Below are 16,671 nucleotides of genomic sequence, written 5' to 3'. Positions count from 1 at the left end.
AGGCATTAAAAATGAAAGCGTTTGACCTGCATCGCATGGCACTCGACAAGGTTCCCCTCGAATTTCTGGGTGAAGTGGCCCTGCGCAGTCTCTACACCTTTGTGCTGGTTTTTCTGTTCCTCAAAATCACTGGCCGACGCGGCGTACGGCAGATGTCGCTGTTTGAAGTATTGATTATTTTGACCCTTGGTTCGGCGGCGGGTGACGTCGCTTTCTATGATGATGTCCCCATGCTGCCGGTGCTGGTGGTCTTTATTACCCTCGCGCTGCTCTACCGCCTGGTGATGTGGCTGATGTCACACAGTGAAAAGCTGGAGGATCTGCTCGAGGGCAAGCCGATCGTCATTATTAAAGAGGGAGAACTGGAGTGGGAGAGGCTGCATAAAGAGAATATGACAGAGTTCGAGTTCTTTATGGAGCTGCGCAACAACGGCGTCGAGCAGCTCGGGCAGGTGCGGCTGGCGATTATGGAGACCAACGGCCAGCTCAGCGTCTATTACTATATTGATGAAGAGGTCAAACCCGGGCTCTGTATTCTGCCAGAGGGGTGCAGCGAACGATTTATCACTGTCCCGGAGGCGGGTGATTATGTTTGCGTCCGTTGTAGTAAAATTTCTGCGTTGCAGGCAGGTGAAAAAAAAGCCTGCCCGCGCTGCGCAAATCCGGAATGGTCGAAGGCCAGCAGGGCGATTCGCGTCACATAACAGGGTTTTTATCGGATCTGCTTTCGACTGACAAAACATTCTGCTATGTGATGGGGCGCACAACTTTCCCCTGCCTCTGATTACTCGTTGCGGCCTGTGGCGGTGAATGATAAAACCGATGTCACAGGAAAAACGTTTTGCTTTATAGGGTGGTAAGGGGAAATGACGCAGGTTTTCAATTTTAGTTCTGGCCCGGCCGTATTACCGGCGGATGTGCTTAAGCAGGCTCAGCAGGAGTTGTGCGACTGGCAAGGTCTCGGCACGTCGGTGATGGAAATCAGCCACCGTGGCAAAGAGTTTATCCAGGTGGCGGAAGAGGCAGAAAAGGATTTTCGCGATCTGCTCAATATCCCCTCCAACTATAAAGTGCTGTTTTGTCACGGCGGCGGGCGCGGCCAGTTCGCTGGCGTTCCGCTCAATCTGCTGGGTGATAAAACCACCGCGGATTATGTGGATGCCGGTTACTGGGCGGCCAGCGCGGTCAAAGAGGCGAAGAAGTACTGCACGCCAAACGTCATTGATGCCAAAACCACTCTCGACGGCCTGCGCGCGGTTAAACCGATGCGCGACTGGCAGCTGAGCGACAACGCAGCCTATCTGCACTACTGCCCAAACGAAACGATCGACGGCATTGCCATTAACGAAACGCCGGACTTTGGCGATGTAGTAGTGGCAGCGGATTTCTCCTCTACCATTCTTTCTTCTCCGCTGGATGTCAGCCGCTTTGGTGTGATCTACGCCGGTGCGCAGAAAAACATTGGCCCGGCAGGATTAACGCTGGTGATTGTGCGTGAAGATCTGCTCGGTAAAGCGCACCAGTCCTGCCCGTCGATTCTTGATTACAGCGTGCTTAACGATAACGACTCGATGTTCAACACCCCGCCGACCTTTGCCTGGTACCTCTCCGGCCTGGTATTCAAATGGCTGAAGCAGCAGGGTGGCGTGGCAGCGATGGACCGTATCAACCAGCAAAAAGCCGATCTGCTGTATGGGGTGATCGACGGTAGTGATTTCTACCGAAACGATGTGGCGAAGGCCAACCGCTCACGCATGAACGTCCCTTTCCAGCTGGCTGACAGCGCGCTCGATAAACTCTTCCTCGAAGAGTCCTTCGCCGCCGGCCTGCACGCGCTGAAAGGCCACCGTGTGGTGGGCGGCATGCGTGCTTCTATCTATAACGCCATGCCGCTGGCGGGCGTGCAGGCGCTGACGGACTTTATGGTTGAGTTCGAACGCCGTCACGGTTAATGCAGTAATGACCATCCCCGCAGCCGGGCTGCGGGGTTTTATTTTGTCCGTAGAGAGTGAAGTTTCATGGAATCCCTGACGTTACAACCCATCGCGCGCGTGGATGGCACCATCAATCTGCCTGGCTCCAAGAGTGTTTCAAACCGCGCCTTGCTGCTTGCCGCATTTGCCCGTGGCACCACCGTGCTGACCAACCTGCTGGACAGTGACGATGTTCGCCATATGCTGAATGCCCTGACTGCGCTGGGGGTTCACTACACGCTGTCAGCCGATCGCACCCGCTGTGAAGTGACCGGCATGGGCGGCCCGCTGAACGCGGCAGAAAAAGTTGAGTTATTCCTCGGTAATGCTGGTACGGCGATGCGCCCGCTGGCTGCCGCGCTCTGTTTGGGTAACGGCGACGTGGTGTTGACCGGCGAGCCGCGCATGAAAGAGCGCCCGATTGGCCATCTCGTTGACGCACTGCGTCAGGGCGGGGCGAAGATTGACTACCTTGAGCAGGAACACTATCCGCCTCTGCGCCTGCGCGGCGGGTTTAGCGGCGGCGAAGTGAGCGTTGATGGCAGCGTCTCCAGCCAGTTCTTAACCGCGCTGCTGATGACCGCGCCGCTGGCACCGCAGGATACAGTGATTACCATCAAAGGCGATCTGGTGTCGAAACCCTATATCGACATCACCCTGCATCTGATGAAAACCTTTGGCGTTGACGTTGATAACCAGCAGTACCAACGCTTCATCGTGCGTGGCGGGCAGCACTATCAGTCGCCGGGCCACTACCTGGTTGAAGGCGATGCCTCTTCGGCCTCCTACTTCCTTGCGGCTGCGGCCATTAAAGGCGGGACGGTTAAGGTGACCGGTATTGGTCGTAATAGCGTGCAGGGCGATATTCGTTTCGCCGACGTGCTGGAAAAAATGGGTGCGACCGTGGTCTGGGGCGAAGATTATATTGCCTGTTCGCGCGGCGAGCTGAACGCCATTGATATGGATATGAACCATATCCCCGATGCAGCGATGACCATTGCTACCACGGCGCTCTTCGCGAAGGGTACTACCACGTTGCGTAACATCTACAACTGGCGCGTGAAGGAGACCGATCGCCTCTTCGCCATGGCGACGGAGCTGCGCAAAGTGGGCGCAACGGTGGAAGAGGGCGAAGACTTTATTCGCGTCACCCCGCCAGCCGCGCTGCAGGTTGCAGAGATTGGCACCTATAACGATCACCGCATGGCGATGTGTTTCTCGCTGGTGGCGCTGTCGGATACGCCGGTCACCATTCTCGATCCAAAATGCACGGCGAAAACTTTCCCGGATTACTTCGAGCAGTTAGCGCGTATCAGTACGCTTGCCTGATGTTCTTACCGCCCCGCATCCTCTGCGGGGCGCAATCACCTGCCATTGTTAAGAGGGTGAAAAGCCGCTGCGCTGTGCTACCATTTGCGCGGGACTCTTTCCCTCAATTCAGTTAGTTAATACATGGACTGTCAATGAAAAAAACAATGATTTTTAGCTGCCTCGTCGCAGCAACGCTTGTCTCTGGTTGTAAGAACATGGGTGGTATTGATACGGATGCGCTGACCAAATCCGGTATGTCTGCTTATAAAGCGGCGACGCTGAGCGACGCGGATGTGAAAACGCTTTCTGAGCAGTCATGTGCTGAGATGGACAAGCAAAACACCATCGCGCCTGCATCGAGCACCTACGCGAAGCGTCTGAACAAGATTGCTAAAGCGCTGGGCAACAACATCGATGGCACGCCGGTCACTTACAAAGTCTATATGACCAAAGAAGTGAACGCGTGGGCGATGGCGAACGGCTGTATTCGTGTCTATAGCGGTCTGATGGACATGATGACCAACAACGAAGTTGAAGCGGTTCTGGGCCATGAAATGGGTCACGTTGCGCTGGGTCATAGCCGTAAAGCGATGCAAACCGCGTATGCCACACTGGCCGCGCGTGATGCAATCTCCGCCAGCAGCGCGGCAGGTGCACAGCTCTCCCAGTCTCAGCTGGGCGATCTGGGTGAGAACCTGATCAACTCTGCCTTCTCCCGTAGCCAGGAGTCCGCAGCAGATGATTTCTCCTACGATCTGCTGAAAAAACGCAACATCAGCCGTCAGGGTCTGGTTACCAGCTTTGACAAGCTGGCGAAGCTGGATGCCGGTTCTGAGAAATCGATGTTTGATTCTCACCCGCCGTCAGCTGAGCGTGCGAAGCATATCCGCGACCGTATCGCCGCAGATAGCAAGAAGTAAGTTTTATTCCGGGCTGGTGCAAATCAGCCCGTACTCCCGCGCAATTAATCTACACTCAGCCTCATACTCTTTTGTTATTCGCACGCAGCAGTAACTTTCGTGCGCGTTGGCGCGTATAATGCGCGGCGTTATATAACGATATGCCTTAATTAAGGAGAAAAAGATGACGGCAATTGCCCCGGTAATCACCATTGATGGGCCAAGCGGTGCGGGAAAAGGCACGCTTTGCAAGGCAATGGCGGAAGCGTTGCAATGGCATCTGTTAGATTCAGGCGCAATTTATCGTGTGCTGGCGCTGGCCGCACTGCATCATCACGTGGATGTCTCTTCGGAAGATGTACTGGTGCCGCTCGCCGTGCACCTTGATGTGCGTTTTGTCTCAACCGACGGTCATCTGGAAGTGATCCTCGAAGGCGAAGATGTCAGCGGCGAAATTCGTACCCAGGAAGTGGCTAATGCCGCGTCGCAGATTGCTGCGTTCCCGCGCGTGCGTGAGGCGCTGTTGCGTCGCCAGCGCGCCTTCCGCGAAGCGCCCGGTCTTATTGCCGATGGCCGCGATATGGGCACGGTGGTTTTCCCCGATGCGCCAGTAAAAATTTTCCTCGACGCCTCGGCGGACGAGCGTGCGCATCGCCGCATGCTACAGTTGCAGGAGAAGGGCTTTAGTGTTAACTTTGAACGCCTTTTGGCTGAGATAAAGGAACGAGACGACCGCGATCGTAATCGTCCTGTTGCACCGCTGGTTCCCGCTGCTGATGCTTTAGTGCTGGATTCTACCCGCTTAAGCATTGAGCAAGTGATTGAAAAAGCGCTACAATACGCCCGCCAAAAGTTGGCTCTCGCATAACCTATGCGACCGAATTCGTAGTACCCCCTGCTGCAACGGAGTGTGAGCAGGCATGTGAAACAACCCCATCCGGCATGAAGCCAGGTGGACGTTAAATTGAAGAATCCTGAAGATTATCAATATGACTGAATCTTTTGCTCAACTCTTTGAAGAGTCCCTGAAAGAAATCGAAACCCGCCCGGGTTCCATTGTCCGCGGTGTTGTTGTTGCTATCGACAAAGATATCGTACTGGTTGACGCCGGTCTGAAATCTGAGTCCGCCATTCCGGCTGAGCAGTTCAAAAACGCCCAGGGCGAGCTGGAAATCCAGGTTGGTGACGAAGTTGACGTTGCTCTGGATGCAGTAGAAGACGGCTTCGGTGAAACCCTGCTGTCCCGTGAGAAAGCGAAACGTCACGAAGCTTGGATCACGCTGGAAAAAGCTTACGAAGACGCTGAAACTGTTACCGGTGTTATCAACGGCAAAGTCAAGGGCGGCTTCACTGTTGAGCTCAACGGTATTCGCGCGTTCCTGCCGGGTTCCCTGGTAGACGTTCGTCCGGTCCGTGACACTCTGCACCTGGAAGGCAAAGAGCTTGAATTCAAAGTAATCAAGCTTGACCAGAAGCGTAACAACGTTGTTGTTTCCCGTCGTGCGGTTATCGAATCCGAAAACAGCGCAGAGCGCGATCAGCTGCTGGAAAACCTGCAGGAAGGCATGGAAGTTAAAGGTATCGTTAAGAACCTCACTGACTACGGTGCATTCGTTGATCTGGGCGGCGTTGACGGCCTGCTGCATATCACTGATATGGCATGGAAACGCGTTAAGCATCCGAGCGAAATCGTAAACGTTGGCGACGAAATCACTGTTAAAGTGCTGAAGTTCGATCGCGAGCGTACCCGTGTATCTCTGGGCCTGAAACAGCTGGGCGAAGATCCGTGGGTTGCTATCGCTAAACGCTACCCGGAAGGCACCAAGCTGACTGGCCGCGTGACCAACCTGACCGACTACGGCTGCTTCGTTGAAATCGAAGAAGGCGTTGAAGGCCTGGTTCACGTTTCCGAAATGGATTGGACCAACAAAAACATCCACCCGTCCAAAGTTGTTAACGTTGGCGACGTAGTGGAAGTTATGGTTCTGGATATCGACGAAGAACGTCGTCGTATCTCCCTGGGCCTGAAGCAGTGCAAATCCAACCCGTGGCAGCAGTTCGCTGAAACCCACAACAAGGGCGACCGCGTTGAAGGTAAAATCAAGTCTATCACTGACTTTGGTATCTTCATCGGCCTGGACGGCGGTATCGATGGCCTGGTTCACCTGTCTGACATCTCCTGGAACGTTGCAGGCGAAGAAGCAGTTCGTGAATACAAAAAAGGCGACGAAATCGCAGCCGTTGTTCTGCAGGTTGACGCAGAGCGTGAGCGTATCTCCCTGGGCGTTAAACAGCTCGCAGAAGATCCGTTCAACAACTACGTTGCACTGAACAAGAAAGGCGCAATCGTAAACGGTAAAGTCACTGCAGTTGACGCTAAAGGCGCAACCGTAGAACTGGCTGACGGCGTTGAAGGTTACCTGCGCGCTTCTGAAGCTTCCCGTGACCGCGTTGAAGACGCAACTCTGGTTCTGAATGTTGGCGACGATGTTGAAGCTAAATTCACCGGCGTTGACCGTAAAAACCGCGTAGTTAGCCTGTCTGTTCGTGCGAAAGACGAAGCTGACGAGAAAGATGCAATCGCTTCTGTTAACAACAAACAGGAAGAAGGCAACTTCTCTAACGCTATGGCTGAAGCTTTCAAAGCAGCTAAAGGCGAGTAATTCAAGCACGCTGTCTCATTTGCGCTGTAGCGCGACGTAAGTCGACCGTTATAGCGCAATTGATGATGAGCAACTTGACAGATTACAAGATTCGTCCTGTAATCAATGACAAAGGGCGGCTACGGCCGCCCTTGTTCAAGCTACTAAGCTAACCTTGCGTTGAAGGAGACCGGAGGAATCATGACCAAGTCAGAATTGATCGAAAGACTTGCAAGCCAGCAATCGCATATTCCGGCTAAAGCTGTTGAAGATGCAGTGAAAGAGATGCTGGAGCATATGGCCTCTACTCTTGCCCAGGGTGAGCGCATTGAGATCCGCGGTTTCGGCAGTTTCTCCCTGCACTATCGTGCACCACGCACCGGGCGTAACCCAAAAACAGGCGACAAAGTGGATCTGGAAGGTAAATACGTTCCGCACTTTAAGCCGGGTAAAGAATTACGTGACCGCGCCAATATTTATGAATAAGCCTTAGCCAACGCTAACGTTTACTCGTCGAAAGGGCACCCTCAGGGGTGCTTTTTTCGTTTTTAGCATCGCTAACTTTTCCGGCCTGCCTCGCAAAAATATGTCGCTGTAGCGTAACCCTGTTAAAACCCCCCGACATGCGCCGCAAACCGCGGAAAACGCTCCTGACATCACTATCTCTGCATCTCATACTGCGCCTCATAACACGGAGGTGGAGATGAGACTGACCGCGCTGGCTGCCTGTATCACGCTCGGGATTATGCCGCTTGCATGGCTGCCGGCATTGCCGGGCATCAGGACAATCTGGTGCGTCATCATTGCCGGATTTCTGCTGGGTTGCCAACGCTACCTCGTATTGCGCTACGCTGGCATGACCCTGCTTGTTTTTGCGTGGGGGATCCTTGCCGCAATGCAGGCCATCTGGCCGGCCCAGCACCTGCCAGCAGCGCATCGCCAGATCGAGTTTGAAATTACTCACAGCGATAATGCGACCCGTCATCAGGGAAAAATCCGTCGTCTTGATGGCAAGCGGCTTCTCGCCGCACCGGGCATTACGCTCTACGGGCAATATCTGCCCGCTCCGGCCTGCGCCGGGCAACGCTGGGCAATGACTATCCGCGCGCGGGCCATTCACGGGCAGCTGAACGAAGGGGGATTTGATGTACAGCGCTACGCGCTGGCCTCGCATCAGCCGCTCACCGGTCGCTTTATCGACGCCAGCTTACTGGAAGCACGCTGCAGCTGGCGTGCAGACTACCTTCACTCGCTGAGCGAAGTGCTGGCTGAACGGCAGTGGAAAGGGGTTATTCTTGCGCTCGGTATGGGTGAGCGCGCAGCGCTTAGCCCGGAGATAAAGGAGACCTTTCGCCAGACGGGAACCGCGCATTTAATGGCGATATCCGGTTTACACATCGCGCTGGCCGCGATGCTTGGCTGGCTGTGTGCCAGAGCGGCACAGCTTCTCTTACCTGCGCACTGCATTAACTGGCGTTTTCCACTCTTAACCGGACTAGTTTGCGCGGTCTGCTACGCCTGGCTTACGGGGTTACAACCGCCAGCGCTGCGCACGGCAATATCGCTTTGCGTCTGGGCGCTGCTGCGTCTTTCCGGCAGGCAGTGGTCGCCCTGGCAGGTGTGGATATGTTGCGTGGCCGCGATTCTGTTTATCGATCCACTGGCGGTGCTCTCCGATAGCCTCTGGCTCTCCGCTTTTGCCGTTGCAGCTTTGCTGTTCTGGTTTCAGTGGTTTCCTGCGCCGCTGAAGGTGCGCACGGGGCTCGGGCGAGGCGCGCTGAACCTGCTGCATTTGCAGGTCGGGATGCTGTTTCTTTTGCTGCCGATGCAGCTCGCTATCTTTCATGGTCTGAGCCTGAGCGCGCTGGTGGCGAATCTGATTGCCGTCCCGCTGGTGACGTTTGTTACGGTGCCGCTCATTCTTTCCGGGATGCTGCTGCATCTGTCCGGCTCCACGGTTTTGCAGTCGCTCTGCTGGGCGCTGGCGGATATGAGCCTGGAGGCGCTGTTTACGTTTTTGCGCGGGTTGCCGCCCGGCTGGATCAATATAGACACGCGTTGGCAATGGCTCTCCTTTGCGCCCTGGCTGTTACTGGTTGCGCTACGCTTTCGCCTGTGGCGCACGCTCCCTGCCATCTGTCTGGGTTGCCTGACGCTACTCGCTTATCCCGTCTGGCGCAGCGCGCGGCCTGATAACTGGTCAGTGCATATGCTGGATGTCGGGCAGGGCCTGGCGATGGTGATAGAGCGTCGGGGAAGAGCGCTGCTGTATGATACCGGCACCGCGTGGCCCGGCGGAGACAGTGGCGCGCAGTTGATCGCGCCCTGGCTGCGCTGGCACGGGCTGCGGCCGGAAGGGATAATTCTCAGTCACGATCACCTCGATCATCGCGGCGGCCTGGATTCGTTGCTGAAGTTCTGGCCGCAGTTGTGGATCAGAAGTCCGATGGGTTGGGCAGGGCATGCGCCCTGTTTTCGCGGCGAGCGCTGGCAATGGCAGGGCTTAACCTTTACCGCGCACTGGCCACTAAAAGAGACACGCTCGCAGGGCAATAACCGCTCCTGCGTGGTGAAGATAGAGGATGGACGCTACAGCGTGCTGCTCACCGGTGATATTGAAGGGCAGGGGGAGATGGCGATGCTCAGCCATTACTGGGCGCATTTGCAAGCTACACTGATGCAGGTGCCTCACCACGGAAGCCAGAGCTCTTCGACATTGCCCTTTATACAGCGTGTCGGTGGTAGGGCAGCACTGGCGTCAGCTTCGCGTTATAACGCCTGGCGCTTGCCCTCGGCGAAGGTTAAAACACGCTACCAGCAGCAGGGATATGAGTGGTACGACACGCCTCACCAGGGGCAGATCACCGTTTCATTTTCGCCTCAGGGCTGGGAAATCCACAGCTTACGCGATCAACTTTTACCACGTTGGTATCATCAGTGGTTTGGCGTCCCCCAAGATAACGGGTAGAATATGCGGCTATTTCAACAAGTGCTGGTTTTTTGAATGCATAACGACAAAGATCTCTCTACATGGCAGACATTCCGCCGTCTATGGCCGACTATTGCGCCTTTTAAAGCGGGGCTGATCGTGTCGGCGATCGCGTTAATCCTCAACGCAGCCAGCGATACCTTCATGTTATCGCTCCTCAAACCGTTACTGGACGATGGTTTTGGTAAAACGGATCGCTCAGTGCTGCTATGGATGCCGCTGGTGGTAATTGGCCTGATGATCCTGCGCGGCATCACCAGCTACATTTCGAGTTACTGCATCTCCTGGGTTTCCGGCAAAGTGGTGATGACCATTCGCCGTCGCCTGTTCAGTCATATGATGGGCATGCCGGTCTCCTTCTTTGATAAACAGTCCACCGGCACCTTGCTGTCACGTATCACTTACGACTCAGAGCAGGTGGCGTCATCGTCGTCCGGCGCGTTGATCACCGTGGTGCGCGAAGGTGCCTCAATCATCGGGCTGTTTATCATGATGTTCTGGTACAGCTGGCAGCTGTCGCTGATTCTGATCGTGCTGGCACCGATCGTGTCGATCGCCATTCGCGTTGTCTCCAAACGTTTTCGCAGCATCAGTAAGAATATGCAAAACACCATGGGGCAGGTGACCACCAGCGCAGAGCAGATGCTGAAAGGGCACAAAGAGGTGCTGATGTTTGGCGGTCAGGAAGTGGAAACAAGCCGCTTTGACAAAGTCAGCAACAAAATGCGCCTGCAGGGGATGAAAATGGTTTCGGCCTCCTCCATCTCCGACCCGATTATTCAGCTTATCGCTTCTCTGGCACTGGCCTTTGTGCTCTATGCCGCGAGCTTCCCGAGCGTCATGGCGACGCTGACAGCCGGTACTATCACCGTGGTCTTCTCGTCGATGATTGCACTGATGCGGCCGCTAAAATCGCTGACCAACGTCAACGCGCAGTTCCAGCGCGGAATGGCGGCCTGCCAGACGCTGTTTGCCATCCTCGATAGCGAGCAAGAGAAAGATGAAGGCAGCCGCAATATTGAACGTGCGCGTGGCGATCTTGAGTTCCGCAATGTGACCTTTACCTATCCCGGGCGTGAAACCCCAGCGCTGCGTAATATCAATCTCACCATTCCGGCCGGTAAAACCGTCGCGCTGGTAGGGCGCTCTGGCTCAGGTAAAACTACCATGGCCAGCCTGATCACGCGCTTCTACGATATCGATGAGGGTGAAATTCTGCTGGATGGTCACGACCTGCGCGAGTACACGCTCTCATCACTGCGTAATCAGGTCGCGCTGGTTTCGCAAAACGTCCACCTCTTCAACGATACCGTGGCGAACAACATCGCCTATGCGCGTACGGAAGAGTACAGCCGTGAAGAGATTGAGCGTGCCGCTGAGATGGCCTATGCCCTCGACTTTATCAATAAGATGGATAACGGTCTCGATACCATTATTGGCGAAAATGGTGTCCTGCTCTCTGGTGGTCAGCGTCAGCGTATCGCCATCGCGCGCGCGCTGCTGCGCGACAGCCCGATCCTGATCCTTGATGAGGCGACCTCTGCACTCGATACCGAGTCCGAGCGCGCTATTCAGGCGGCGCTTAACGAGCTGCAGAAAAACCGCACCTCGATGGTCATCGCGCACCGTTTGTCGACCATCGAACAGGCCGACGAAATTGTGGTGGTGGAAGATGGCCGCATCGTCGAGCGCGGCAGCCACACTGAGCTGCTGGCGCAGCGTGGGGCGTATGCGCAGCTTCATAAGATGCAGTTTGGCGAATGATCGCGCGCATCTGGTCCGGTGAATCCCCGTTGTGGCTTTTGCTGCTGCCGCTCTCCTGGCTCTATGGCCTGGTGAGCGGCGCAATCCGGTTTGCTTATCGTATCGGATTAAAAAAAGCCTGGCGTGCGCCGGTCCCGGTGGTCGTTGTCGGTAACCTGACGGCGGGTGGCAACGGTAAAACGCCGGTGGTCATCTGGCTGGTCGAGCAGCTCCAACAGCGCGGAATCCGCGTGGGAGTGGTCTCGCGCGGCTACGGCGGTAAAGCCGAACGTTATCCGCTGCTGTTGACGCCTGAAACGTCAACAGCGCAGGCGGGAGATGAGCCGGTGCTGATTTATCAGCGTACCGGCGCGCCGGTGGCGGTTTCGCCTGACAGATGCGAGGCGGTTAACGCGTTATTGTCGCAGCATCCGCTGCAGCTGATCGTTACCGACGATGGTTTACAGCACTACCGGCTGGCACGTGATAAAGAGATTGTGGTGGTAGACGGTGTGCGGCGCTTCGGCAACGGCTGGTGGCTACCGGCGGGGCCAATGCGTGAACGCGCGTCGCGCCTGAAAACCGTCGATGCGGTGATTGCCAATGGCGGTACGCCGCAGGCGGGTGAAATCGCCATGCGCCTGCGCCCGGGTCTGGCGGTCAACTTGTTGACGGGCGAGCGCCGTGCGGTAAACGAGCTTGGCCAGATTGTCGCGATGGCGGGAATTGGCCATCCTCCGCGCTTTTTCGCCACCCTTGCCGAGTGTGGCGCAACGCTTAAGCGCAGCGTGGCGCTGGCGGATCACCAGGCGCTGGCACAGAAGGATGTCGACGCGCTGCTCCAGCCCGGTGAAACGCTGGTGATGACGGAAAAAGATGCCGTTAAGTGTCGTCCTTTTGCGCAGGCTAACTGGTGGTATCTGCCGGTTGATGCCGAGCTTGCGGGCGATGCGGCCGAAAAATTATTGCTGGATCTGCTCACACTGGTGCGCTGAGGATAGCCGCCTCGGCTGCGCCCTGTTTCATTAACAGGAACGCCTATGTCTGTGCCGCAACTTTCGATTACCGCCGCTCGCCATCTCCATCTCGCCGCGCAGGGTCTGCTGCGAAAACCCTCCCGACGTGCAAAACCGGACGATATTCTCTCGACTATCCGGCGCATGTCGCTGTTGCAGATCGATACCATTAATATCGTCGCCCGCAGCCCTTACCTGGTGTTGTTCAGCCGCCTCGGCGCCTTTGAGCCGCACTGGCTGGATGATGCCCTGCGCAACGGCGAGCTGATGGAGTACTGGGCGCATGAAGCCTGCTTTCTGCCGCGCGAGGATTTTGCCCTCGTCCGTCACCGCATGCTGGCGCCCGACAAAATGGGGTGGAAGTACCGCCAGGCGTGGATGCAGGAGCACGCGGCTGAGATTGAGCAGCTTATCGCGCACATTGAGGAGCATGGTCCGGTGCGATCCGCTGATTTTGAACATCCGCGCAAAGGCACCAGCGGCTGGTGGGAGTGGAAACCCCATAAGCGTCATCTGGAGGGGCTGTTCACCGCCGGAAAAGTAATGGTCATTGAGCGGCGTAATTTCCAGCGCGTCTACGATCTGACGCAGCGCGTGATGCCGCAGTGGGACGACGTGCGCGATCTGCTCTCGCAGGAGCGGGCCGAAGCCATCATGCTGGAAAAGAGCGCCCGCAGCCTTGGCCTGTTCCGTGCGCAGTGGCTGGCGGATTACTATCGCCTGCGTCGCCCGGCGCTTGCTCAGGCATTGGCGCAGATGCAAGAGGCGCAAACTATATTACCGGTTAATGTCGAGGGGCTAGGACCTGCGTGGTTACACGCCTCTTTGCTGCCGCTGCTGGAACAGGCGCAGGCGGACAAACTCACCGCCACCCACAGCGCGGTGCTCTCGCCGTTCGATCCGGTGGTCTGGGATCGCAAACGTGCAGAACAACTATTTGGCTTCAGCTACCGGCTGGAGTGTTATACCCCGGCACCGAAGCGGCAATATGGCTATTTTGTCCTGCCTTTGCTGCACCGGGGGCGGCTGGTCGGGCGGATGGATGCAAAAATGCACCGCAAAACCGGCGTGCTTGAAGTGATTGCGCTGTTTCTGGAAGAGGGTGTTTCCCCGTCGCTTCAGCTGGAGAAGGGGCTGCAGCGTGCGATTACCGACTTCGCGCGCTGGCAAGGCGCGCAGCGCATTACCTTTTCACGCCTGCCCGATGGACTGTTTTCATCATCGCGTGCCGGTCTGGAGATAGACGCGGCGTCATAATTGCCTATGATAAGTTCAATCTGCTCATCATCGGTTTCTCAGGAGGAAAGATGGATCACCGTTTACTCGAAATAATTGCCTGCCCGGTCTGCAACGGCAAACTCAATTACACCCAGGATAAGCAGGAGCTGATCTGCAAAGTCGACAGCCTGGCTTTCCCGGTACGCGAAGGCATTCCTGTGCTGCTGGAAACCGAAGCCCGCGCTTTAACCCCAGAAGAGAGCCGTCCATGAGCTTTGTGGTAATTATTCCCGCGCGCTACGCCTCGACGCGCCTCCCGGGTAAGCCGCTGGTCGACATCAACGGTAAACCGATGGTGGTGCATGTGCTGGAGCGCGCTCGCGAATCTGGCGCAGAGCGCATTATCGTTGCCACCGATAACGAAGAGGTGAGGGAGGCGGTGCAGGCGGTGGGCGGCGAAGTGTGCATGACCCGCGCGGATCATCAATCCGGCACCGAGCGTCTTGCTGAAGTCGTTGAAAAATGCGGTTTCAGCGATGAGACAGTGATTGTTAACGTGCAGGGCGATGAGCCGATGATCCCGCCGGCGATCATTCGCCAGGTCGCTGACAATCTTGCTGCGCGCCGCGATGTCGGTATGGCAACGCTGGCTGTGCCGATTGAGAGTGCAGAAGAGGCCTTCAACCCCAATGCGGTGAAAGTGGTGATGGATGCGCAGGGCTACGCGCTCTACTTCTCGCGCGCCACCATTCCGTGGGACCGCGACCGTTTTGCCGCCTCGCGTGAGACCATCGGCGACAGCTTCCTGCGTCATATCGGCATCTATGGCTATCGCGCCGGCTTCATTCGCCGTTATGTCAGCTGGCAAACCAGCCCGCTGGAGCAGATCGAGATGCTCGAGCAGCTGCGCGTTCTGTGGTACGGCGAAAAAATCCACGTCGATGTTGCAAGCGTAGTGCCCGGTACCGGCGTTGATACGCCAGACGATCTTGAGCGCGTCCGCCAGGCTATGCGTTAATCCTCTCATCCCCTCCGCCCGGAGGGGATTTGCTCTGGCTCGTCAAATAATCACCCTGTTTTGATCTCATTGGGGTGACATCTCCCGGTATGGCGCTCATTATAAAAGCAGTCGTTTTTGTAGGGGCATTGCTATGGAACAACTTCGCGCCGAACTCAGTCATCTGCTGGGAGAGAAATTAAGCCGCATGGAGTGCGTCAGTGAAAAACCTGATTCGGCGCTCTGGACGCTGTATGACAGCCGGGGAAACCCGATGCCGCTGATGGCAAGAAGCTTTACCACCCCGGGGCTGGCACAACAGCTGGCGTGGAAAATCTCAATGCTCGCCCGCAGCGGCACGGTGCGCATGCCGGTGGTATATGGCGTAATGACTCACGAAGAGCACCCCGGGCCTGACGTGTTGCTGATTGAGCGCTTGCGCGGCGTGCCGGTTGAAGCGCCCGCACGCACGCCGGAGCGCTGGGAGCAGCTCAAAGATCAAATTGTTGAGGGGTTGCTCTCCTGGCATCGGCAGGATAGCCACGGCTGCGTGGGTACCGTCGACAGCACTCAGGAGAATATCTGGCCCTCCTGGTATCGTCAGCGCGTCGAAGTGCTCTGGACCACCCTCAATCAATATCAAAACACCGGCCTGACGATGCAGGATAAGCGCCTGCTGTTTCGCACCCGCGAATGCTTGCCCGCGCTATTTGAAGGATTTAACGATAATTGCGTGCTGGTGCACGGCAGTTTTAACCTGCGCAGCATGCTGAAAGATGCCCGCAGCGATCAGCTACTGGCGATGGTTGGCCCTGGTATTATGCTGTGGGCACCGCGAGAGTATGAACTCTTCCGCCTGGTGGATGGCCCGCAGGCGGAAGGGTTGCTGTGGCACTATTTACAGCGCGCGCCGGTTGCCGAGTCGTTTATCTGGCGGCGCTGGCTCTATCTGCTGTGGGACGAAGTGGCGCAGCTGGTGAATACCGGTCGATTCAACCGTGCCAATGTCGATCTGGCCTCGAAATCACTGCTCCCCTGGCTGGCCTGAACTGCCTTTTAGCCACTGCCAGATGCGCCCCAGCGTCTCGTATCCCACCCGGTCGCTGTGCATCAGCCAGACCGGTGAAGGGATCACACGTTCCCACGGGTTAAGCGGTGAGTCGATGGCCAGCTGATTCGCTGGCGCAGGCAGCGGTTTTAACCCGACGTGCTGGAAGAAGATCATTGCTCTCGGCAGATGCGACGCGGAGGTCACCAGCAGGAAAGGCGCATCGCCGATAGCCTGCTTCACCGCAGCCGCTTCCTCTTCGGTATCCTTAGGTTGATCAAGGGTGATGATATCGCTGCGCGGTACGCCGAGGCTCTCGGCAACCCTGGCGCCCGCTTCTGCGGTGCTTACCGGGTTGGTTTTGGCCGCCGCGCCGGTAAAGATCATTTTGGCACCGGGATTAGCCCGCCATAAGCGGATACCTTCATTAAGCCGCGGCAAGCTGTTACTAATCAGATTCGAACTTGGCGCCCAGGCGTCATTCCACGTATAACCACCCCCCAGCACAACGATGTATTGCACCCGCTCGCTACCGTGCCAGGTCGGGTAGCTCTCCTCAATCGGTTTCAGCAGGCGATCCGCCACCGGCTGGATGCTTAAAAGCAGCAGTAAAAGCCAGCCGACGCTGATAAAGACCTTGCCGGTTTTCTGCCAGCGGCTAAACCAGACCAGCGCAATTCCTGCCCCGATAACCAAAAGTAAAAGAGGTAACGGCAGCATCAGGCCGCCAACAATTTTTTTCAGTGTGAAAAGCACTGTATCCGTCTCCTTTTTGAGCATACAGCAGGCGATTTCCGCGGATCTTACACCAGATAGGTTCATTATCGGCACGGCT

15 protein-coding genes are annotated in these 16,671 nt (G+C 56.5%); 14 read left to right on the top strand and 1 reads right to left on the bottom strand.

Features of this window, described 5'->3' with window-relative positions; genetic code table 11:
• The first annotated feature begins 11 nt into the window (after window positions 1–11).
• The 14 genes from ABIC80_RS08970 (at window position 12) to ABIC80_RS08905 (ending at window position 15,836) form a co-directional block, all read left to right on the top strand.
• Window positions 12–704: a DUF421 domain-containing protein gene (locus tag ABIC80_RS08970; protein WP_054803088.1), complete on the top strand. Its 693-nt coding sequence runs from the start codon at window positions 12–14 to the stop codon at window positions 702–704.
• Window positions 705–866: 162 nt separating this feature from the next.
• Window positions 867–1,952: a 3-phosphoserine/phosphohydroxythreonine transaminase gene (gene serC / locus ABIC80_RS08965; protein WP_429176689.1), complete on the top strand. Its 1,086-nt coding sequence runs from the start codon at window positions 867–869 to the stop codon at window positions 1,950–1,952.
• Window positions 1,953–2,018: 66 nt separating this feature from the next.
• Window positions 2,019–3,302 carry a 3-phosphoshikimate 1-carboxyvinyltransferase gene (gene aroA, locus ABIC80_RS08960; RefSeq protein ID WP_305206317.1) on the top strand — a complete coding sequence of 428 codons (1,284 nt, stop codon included), beginning with the start codon at window positions 2,019–2,021 and terminating at the stop codon, window positions 3,300–3,302.
• A 134-nt stretch (window positions 3,303–3,436) separates the two neighbouring features.
• Window positions 3,437–4,204, top strand: coding sequence for a M48 family metallopeptidase (locus ABIC80_RS08955; RefSeq protein ID WP_023481474.1), 768 nt, complete (start codon window positions 3,437–3,439; stop codon window positions 4,202–4,204).
• 163 nt (window positions 4,205–4,367) lie between these two features.
• Window positions 4,368–5,051 (top strand): (d)CMP kinase, encoded by a 684-nt coding sequence (gene cmk, locus ABIC80_RS08950; RefSeq protein WP_023481374.1) that lies wholly within the window; start codon window positions 4,368–4,370, stop codon window positions 5,049–5,051.
• Window positions 5,052–5,172: 121 nt separating this feature from the next.
• Window positions 5,173–6,846 (top strand): 30S ribosomal protein S1, encoded by a 1,674-nt coding sequence (gene rpsA, locus ABIC80_RS08945; RefSeq protein WP_023481457.1) that lies wholly within the window; start codon window positions 5,173–5,175, stop codon window positions 6,844–6,846.
• Window positions 6,847–7,026: 180 nt separating this feature from the next.
• The gene (gene ihfB / locus ABIC80_RS08940) at window positions 7,027–7,311 is read left to right on the top strand and encodes an integration host factor subunit beta (RefSeq protein ID WP_007374142.1); all 285 of its coding nucleotides are present in this window, start codon (window positions 7,027–7,029) and stop codon (window positions 7,309–7,311) included.
• A gap of 217 nt (window positions 7,312–7,528) precedes the next feature.
• Window positions 7,529–9,793 (top strand): ComEC family protein, encoded by a 2,265-nt coding sequence (locus tag ABIC80_RS08935; protein WP_429176686.1) that lies wholly within the window; start codon window positions 7,529–7,531, stop codon window positions 9,791–9,793.
• Window positions 9,794–9,829: 36 nt separating this feature from the next.
• A complete protein-coding gene (msbA, locus tag ABIC80_RS08930; protein WP_042714223.1) occupies window positions 9,830–11,578 on the top strand; it encodes a lipid A ABC transporter ATP-binding protein/permease MsbA in 1,749 nt (582 codons plus the stop codon).
• The gene (gene lpxK / locus ABIC80_RS08925) at window positions 11,575–12,552 is read left to right on the top strand and encodes a tetraacyldisaccharide 4'-kinase (protein WP_305206312.1); all 978 of its coding nucleotides are present in this window, start codon (window positions 11,575–11,577) and stop codon (window positions 12,550–12,552) included. Before msbA ends, lpxK begins: the two co-directional genes overlap by 4 nt.
• Window positions 12,553–12,597: 45 nt before the next feature.
• Window positions 12,598–13,830 carry a winged helix-turn-helix domain-containing protein gene (locus tag ABIC80_RS08920; RefSeq protein WP_429176685.1) on the top strand — a complete coding sequence of 411 codons (1,233 nt, stop codon included), beginning with the start codon at window positions 12,598–12,600 and terminating at the stop codon, window positions 13,828–13,830.
• 50 nt (window positions 13,831–13,880) lie between these two features.
• Window positions 13,881–14,063 carry a Trm112 family protein gene (locus ABIC80_RS08915; RefSeq protein WP_054803093.1) on the top strand — a complete coding sequence of 61 codons (183 nt, stop codon included), beginning with the start codon at window positions 13,881–13,883 and terminating at the stop codon, window positions 14,061–14,063.
• Window positions 14,060–14,809, top strand: coding sequence for a 3-deoxy-manno-octulosonate cytidylyltransferase (kdsB, locus tag ABIC80_RS08910; RefSeq protein ID WP_429176682.1), 750 nt, complete (start codon window positions 14,060–14,062; stop codon window positions 14,807–14,809). The genes ABIC80_RS08915 and kdsB overlap by 4 nt, the downstream gene beginning before the upstream one ends.
• 133 nt (window positions 14,810–14,942) lie before the next feature.
• Window positions 14,943–15,836 carry a YcbJ family phosphotransferase gene (locus tag ABIC80_RS08905; protein ID WP_023481603.1) on the top strand — a complete coding sequence of 298 codons (894 nt, stop codon included), beginning with the start codon at window positions 14,943–14,945 and terminating at the stop codon, window positions 15,834–15,836.
• Here ABIC80_RS08905 and elyC read toward each other — a convergent pair.
• Window positions 15,813–16,592, bottom strand: a complete 780-nt coding sequence (gene elyC, locus ABIC80_RS08900) for an envelope biogenesis factor ElyC (protein WP_094422882.1) — start codon at window positions 16,590–16,592, stop codon at window positions 15,813–15,815. The two genes, ABIC80_RS08905 and elyC, sit on opposite strands and share 24 nt — an antisense overlap.
• Between the last annotated feature and the right edge of the window lie 79 nt (window positions 16,593–16,671).

The sequence above is a fragment of the Kosakonia sp. 1610 genome (genome assembly GCF_050435845.1).
Classification (GTDB): domain Bacteria; phylum Pseudomonadota; class Gammaproteobacteria; order Enterobacterales; family Enterobacteriaceae; genus Kosakonia; species Kosakonia cowanii.
Note: the sequence above shows the minus strand (reverse complement) of the source record. Positions and strands in the feature narration are given on the sequence as shown.

Coding starts and splice junctions, on each gene's coding strand:
- ABIC80_RS08905 (WP_023481603.1), top strand. CDS start 14,943: ATGGAACAACTTCGCGCCGAACTCAGTCATCTGCTGGGAGAGAAATTA.
- cmk (WP_023481374.1), top strand. CDS start 4,368: ATGACGGCAATTGCCCCGGTAATCACCATTGATGGGCCAAGCGGTGCG.
- aroA (WP_305206317.1), top strand. CDS start 2,019: ATGGAATCCCTGACGTTACAACCCATCGCGCGCGTGGATGGCACCATC.
- ABIC80_RS08955 (WP_023481474.1), top strand. CDS start 3,437: ATGAAAAAAACAATGATTTTTAGCTGCCTCGTCGCAGCAACGCTTGTC.
- ABIC80_RS08935 (WP_429176686.1), top strand. CDS start 7,529: ATGAGACTGACCGCGCTGGCTGCCTGTATCACGCTCGGGATTATGCCG.
- kdsB (WP_429176682.1), top strand. CDS start 14,060: ATGAGCTTTGTGGTAATTATTCCCGCGCGCTACGCCTCGACGCGCCTC.
- ihfB (WP_007374142.1), top strand. CDS start 7,027: ATGACCAAGTCAGAATTGATCGAAAGACTTGCAAGCCAGCAATCGCAT.
- msbA (WP_042714223.1), top strand. CDS start 9,830: ATGCATAACGACAAAGATCTCTCTACATGGCAGACATTCCGCCGTCTA.
- ABIC80_RS08970 (WP_054803088.1), top strand. CDS start 12: ATGAAAGCGTTTGACCTGCATCGCATGGCACTCGACAAGGTTCCCCTC.
- rpsA (WP_023481457.1), top strand. CDS start 5,173: ATGACTGAATCTTTTGCTCAACTCTTTGAAGAGTCCCTGAAAGAAATC.
- lpxK (WP_305206312.1), top strand. CDS start 11,575: ATGATCGCGCGCATCTGGTCCGGTGAATCCCCGTTGTGGCTTTTGCTG.
- serC (WP_429176689.1), top strand. CDS start 867: ATGACGCAGGTTTTCAATTTTAGTTCTGGCCCGGCCGTATTACCGGCG.
- ABIC80_RS08915 (WP_054803093.1), top strand. CDS start 13,881: ATGGATCACCGTTTACTCGAAATAATTGCCTGCCCGGTCTGCAACGGC.
- ABIC80_RS08920 (WP_429176685.1), top strand. CDS start 12,598: ATGTCTGTGCCGCAACTTTCGATTACCGCCGCTCGCCATCTCCATCTC.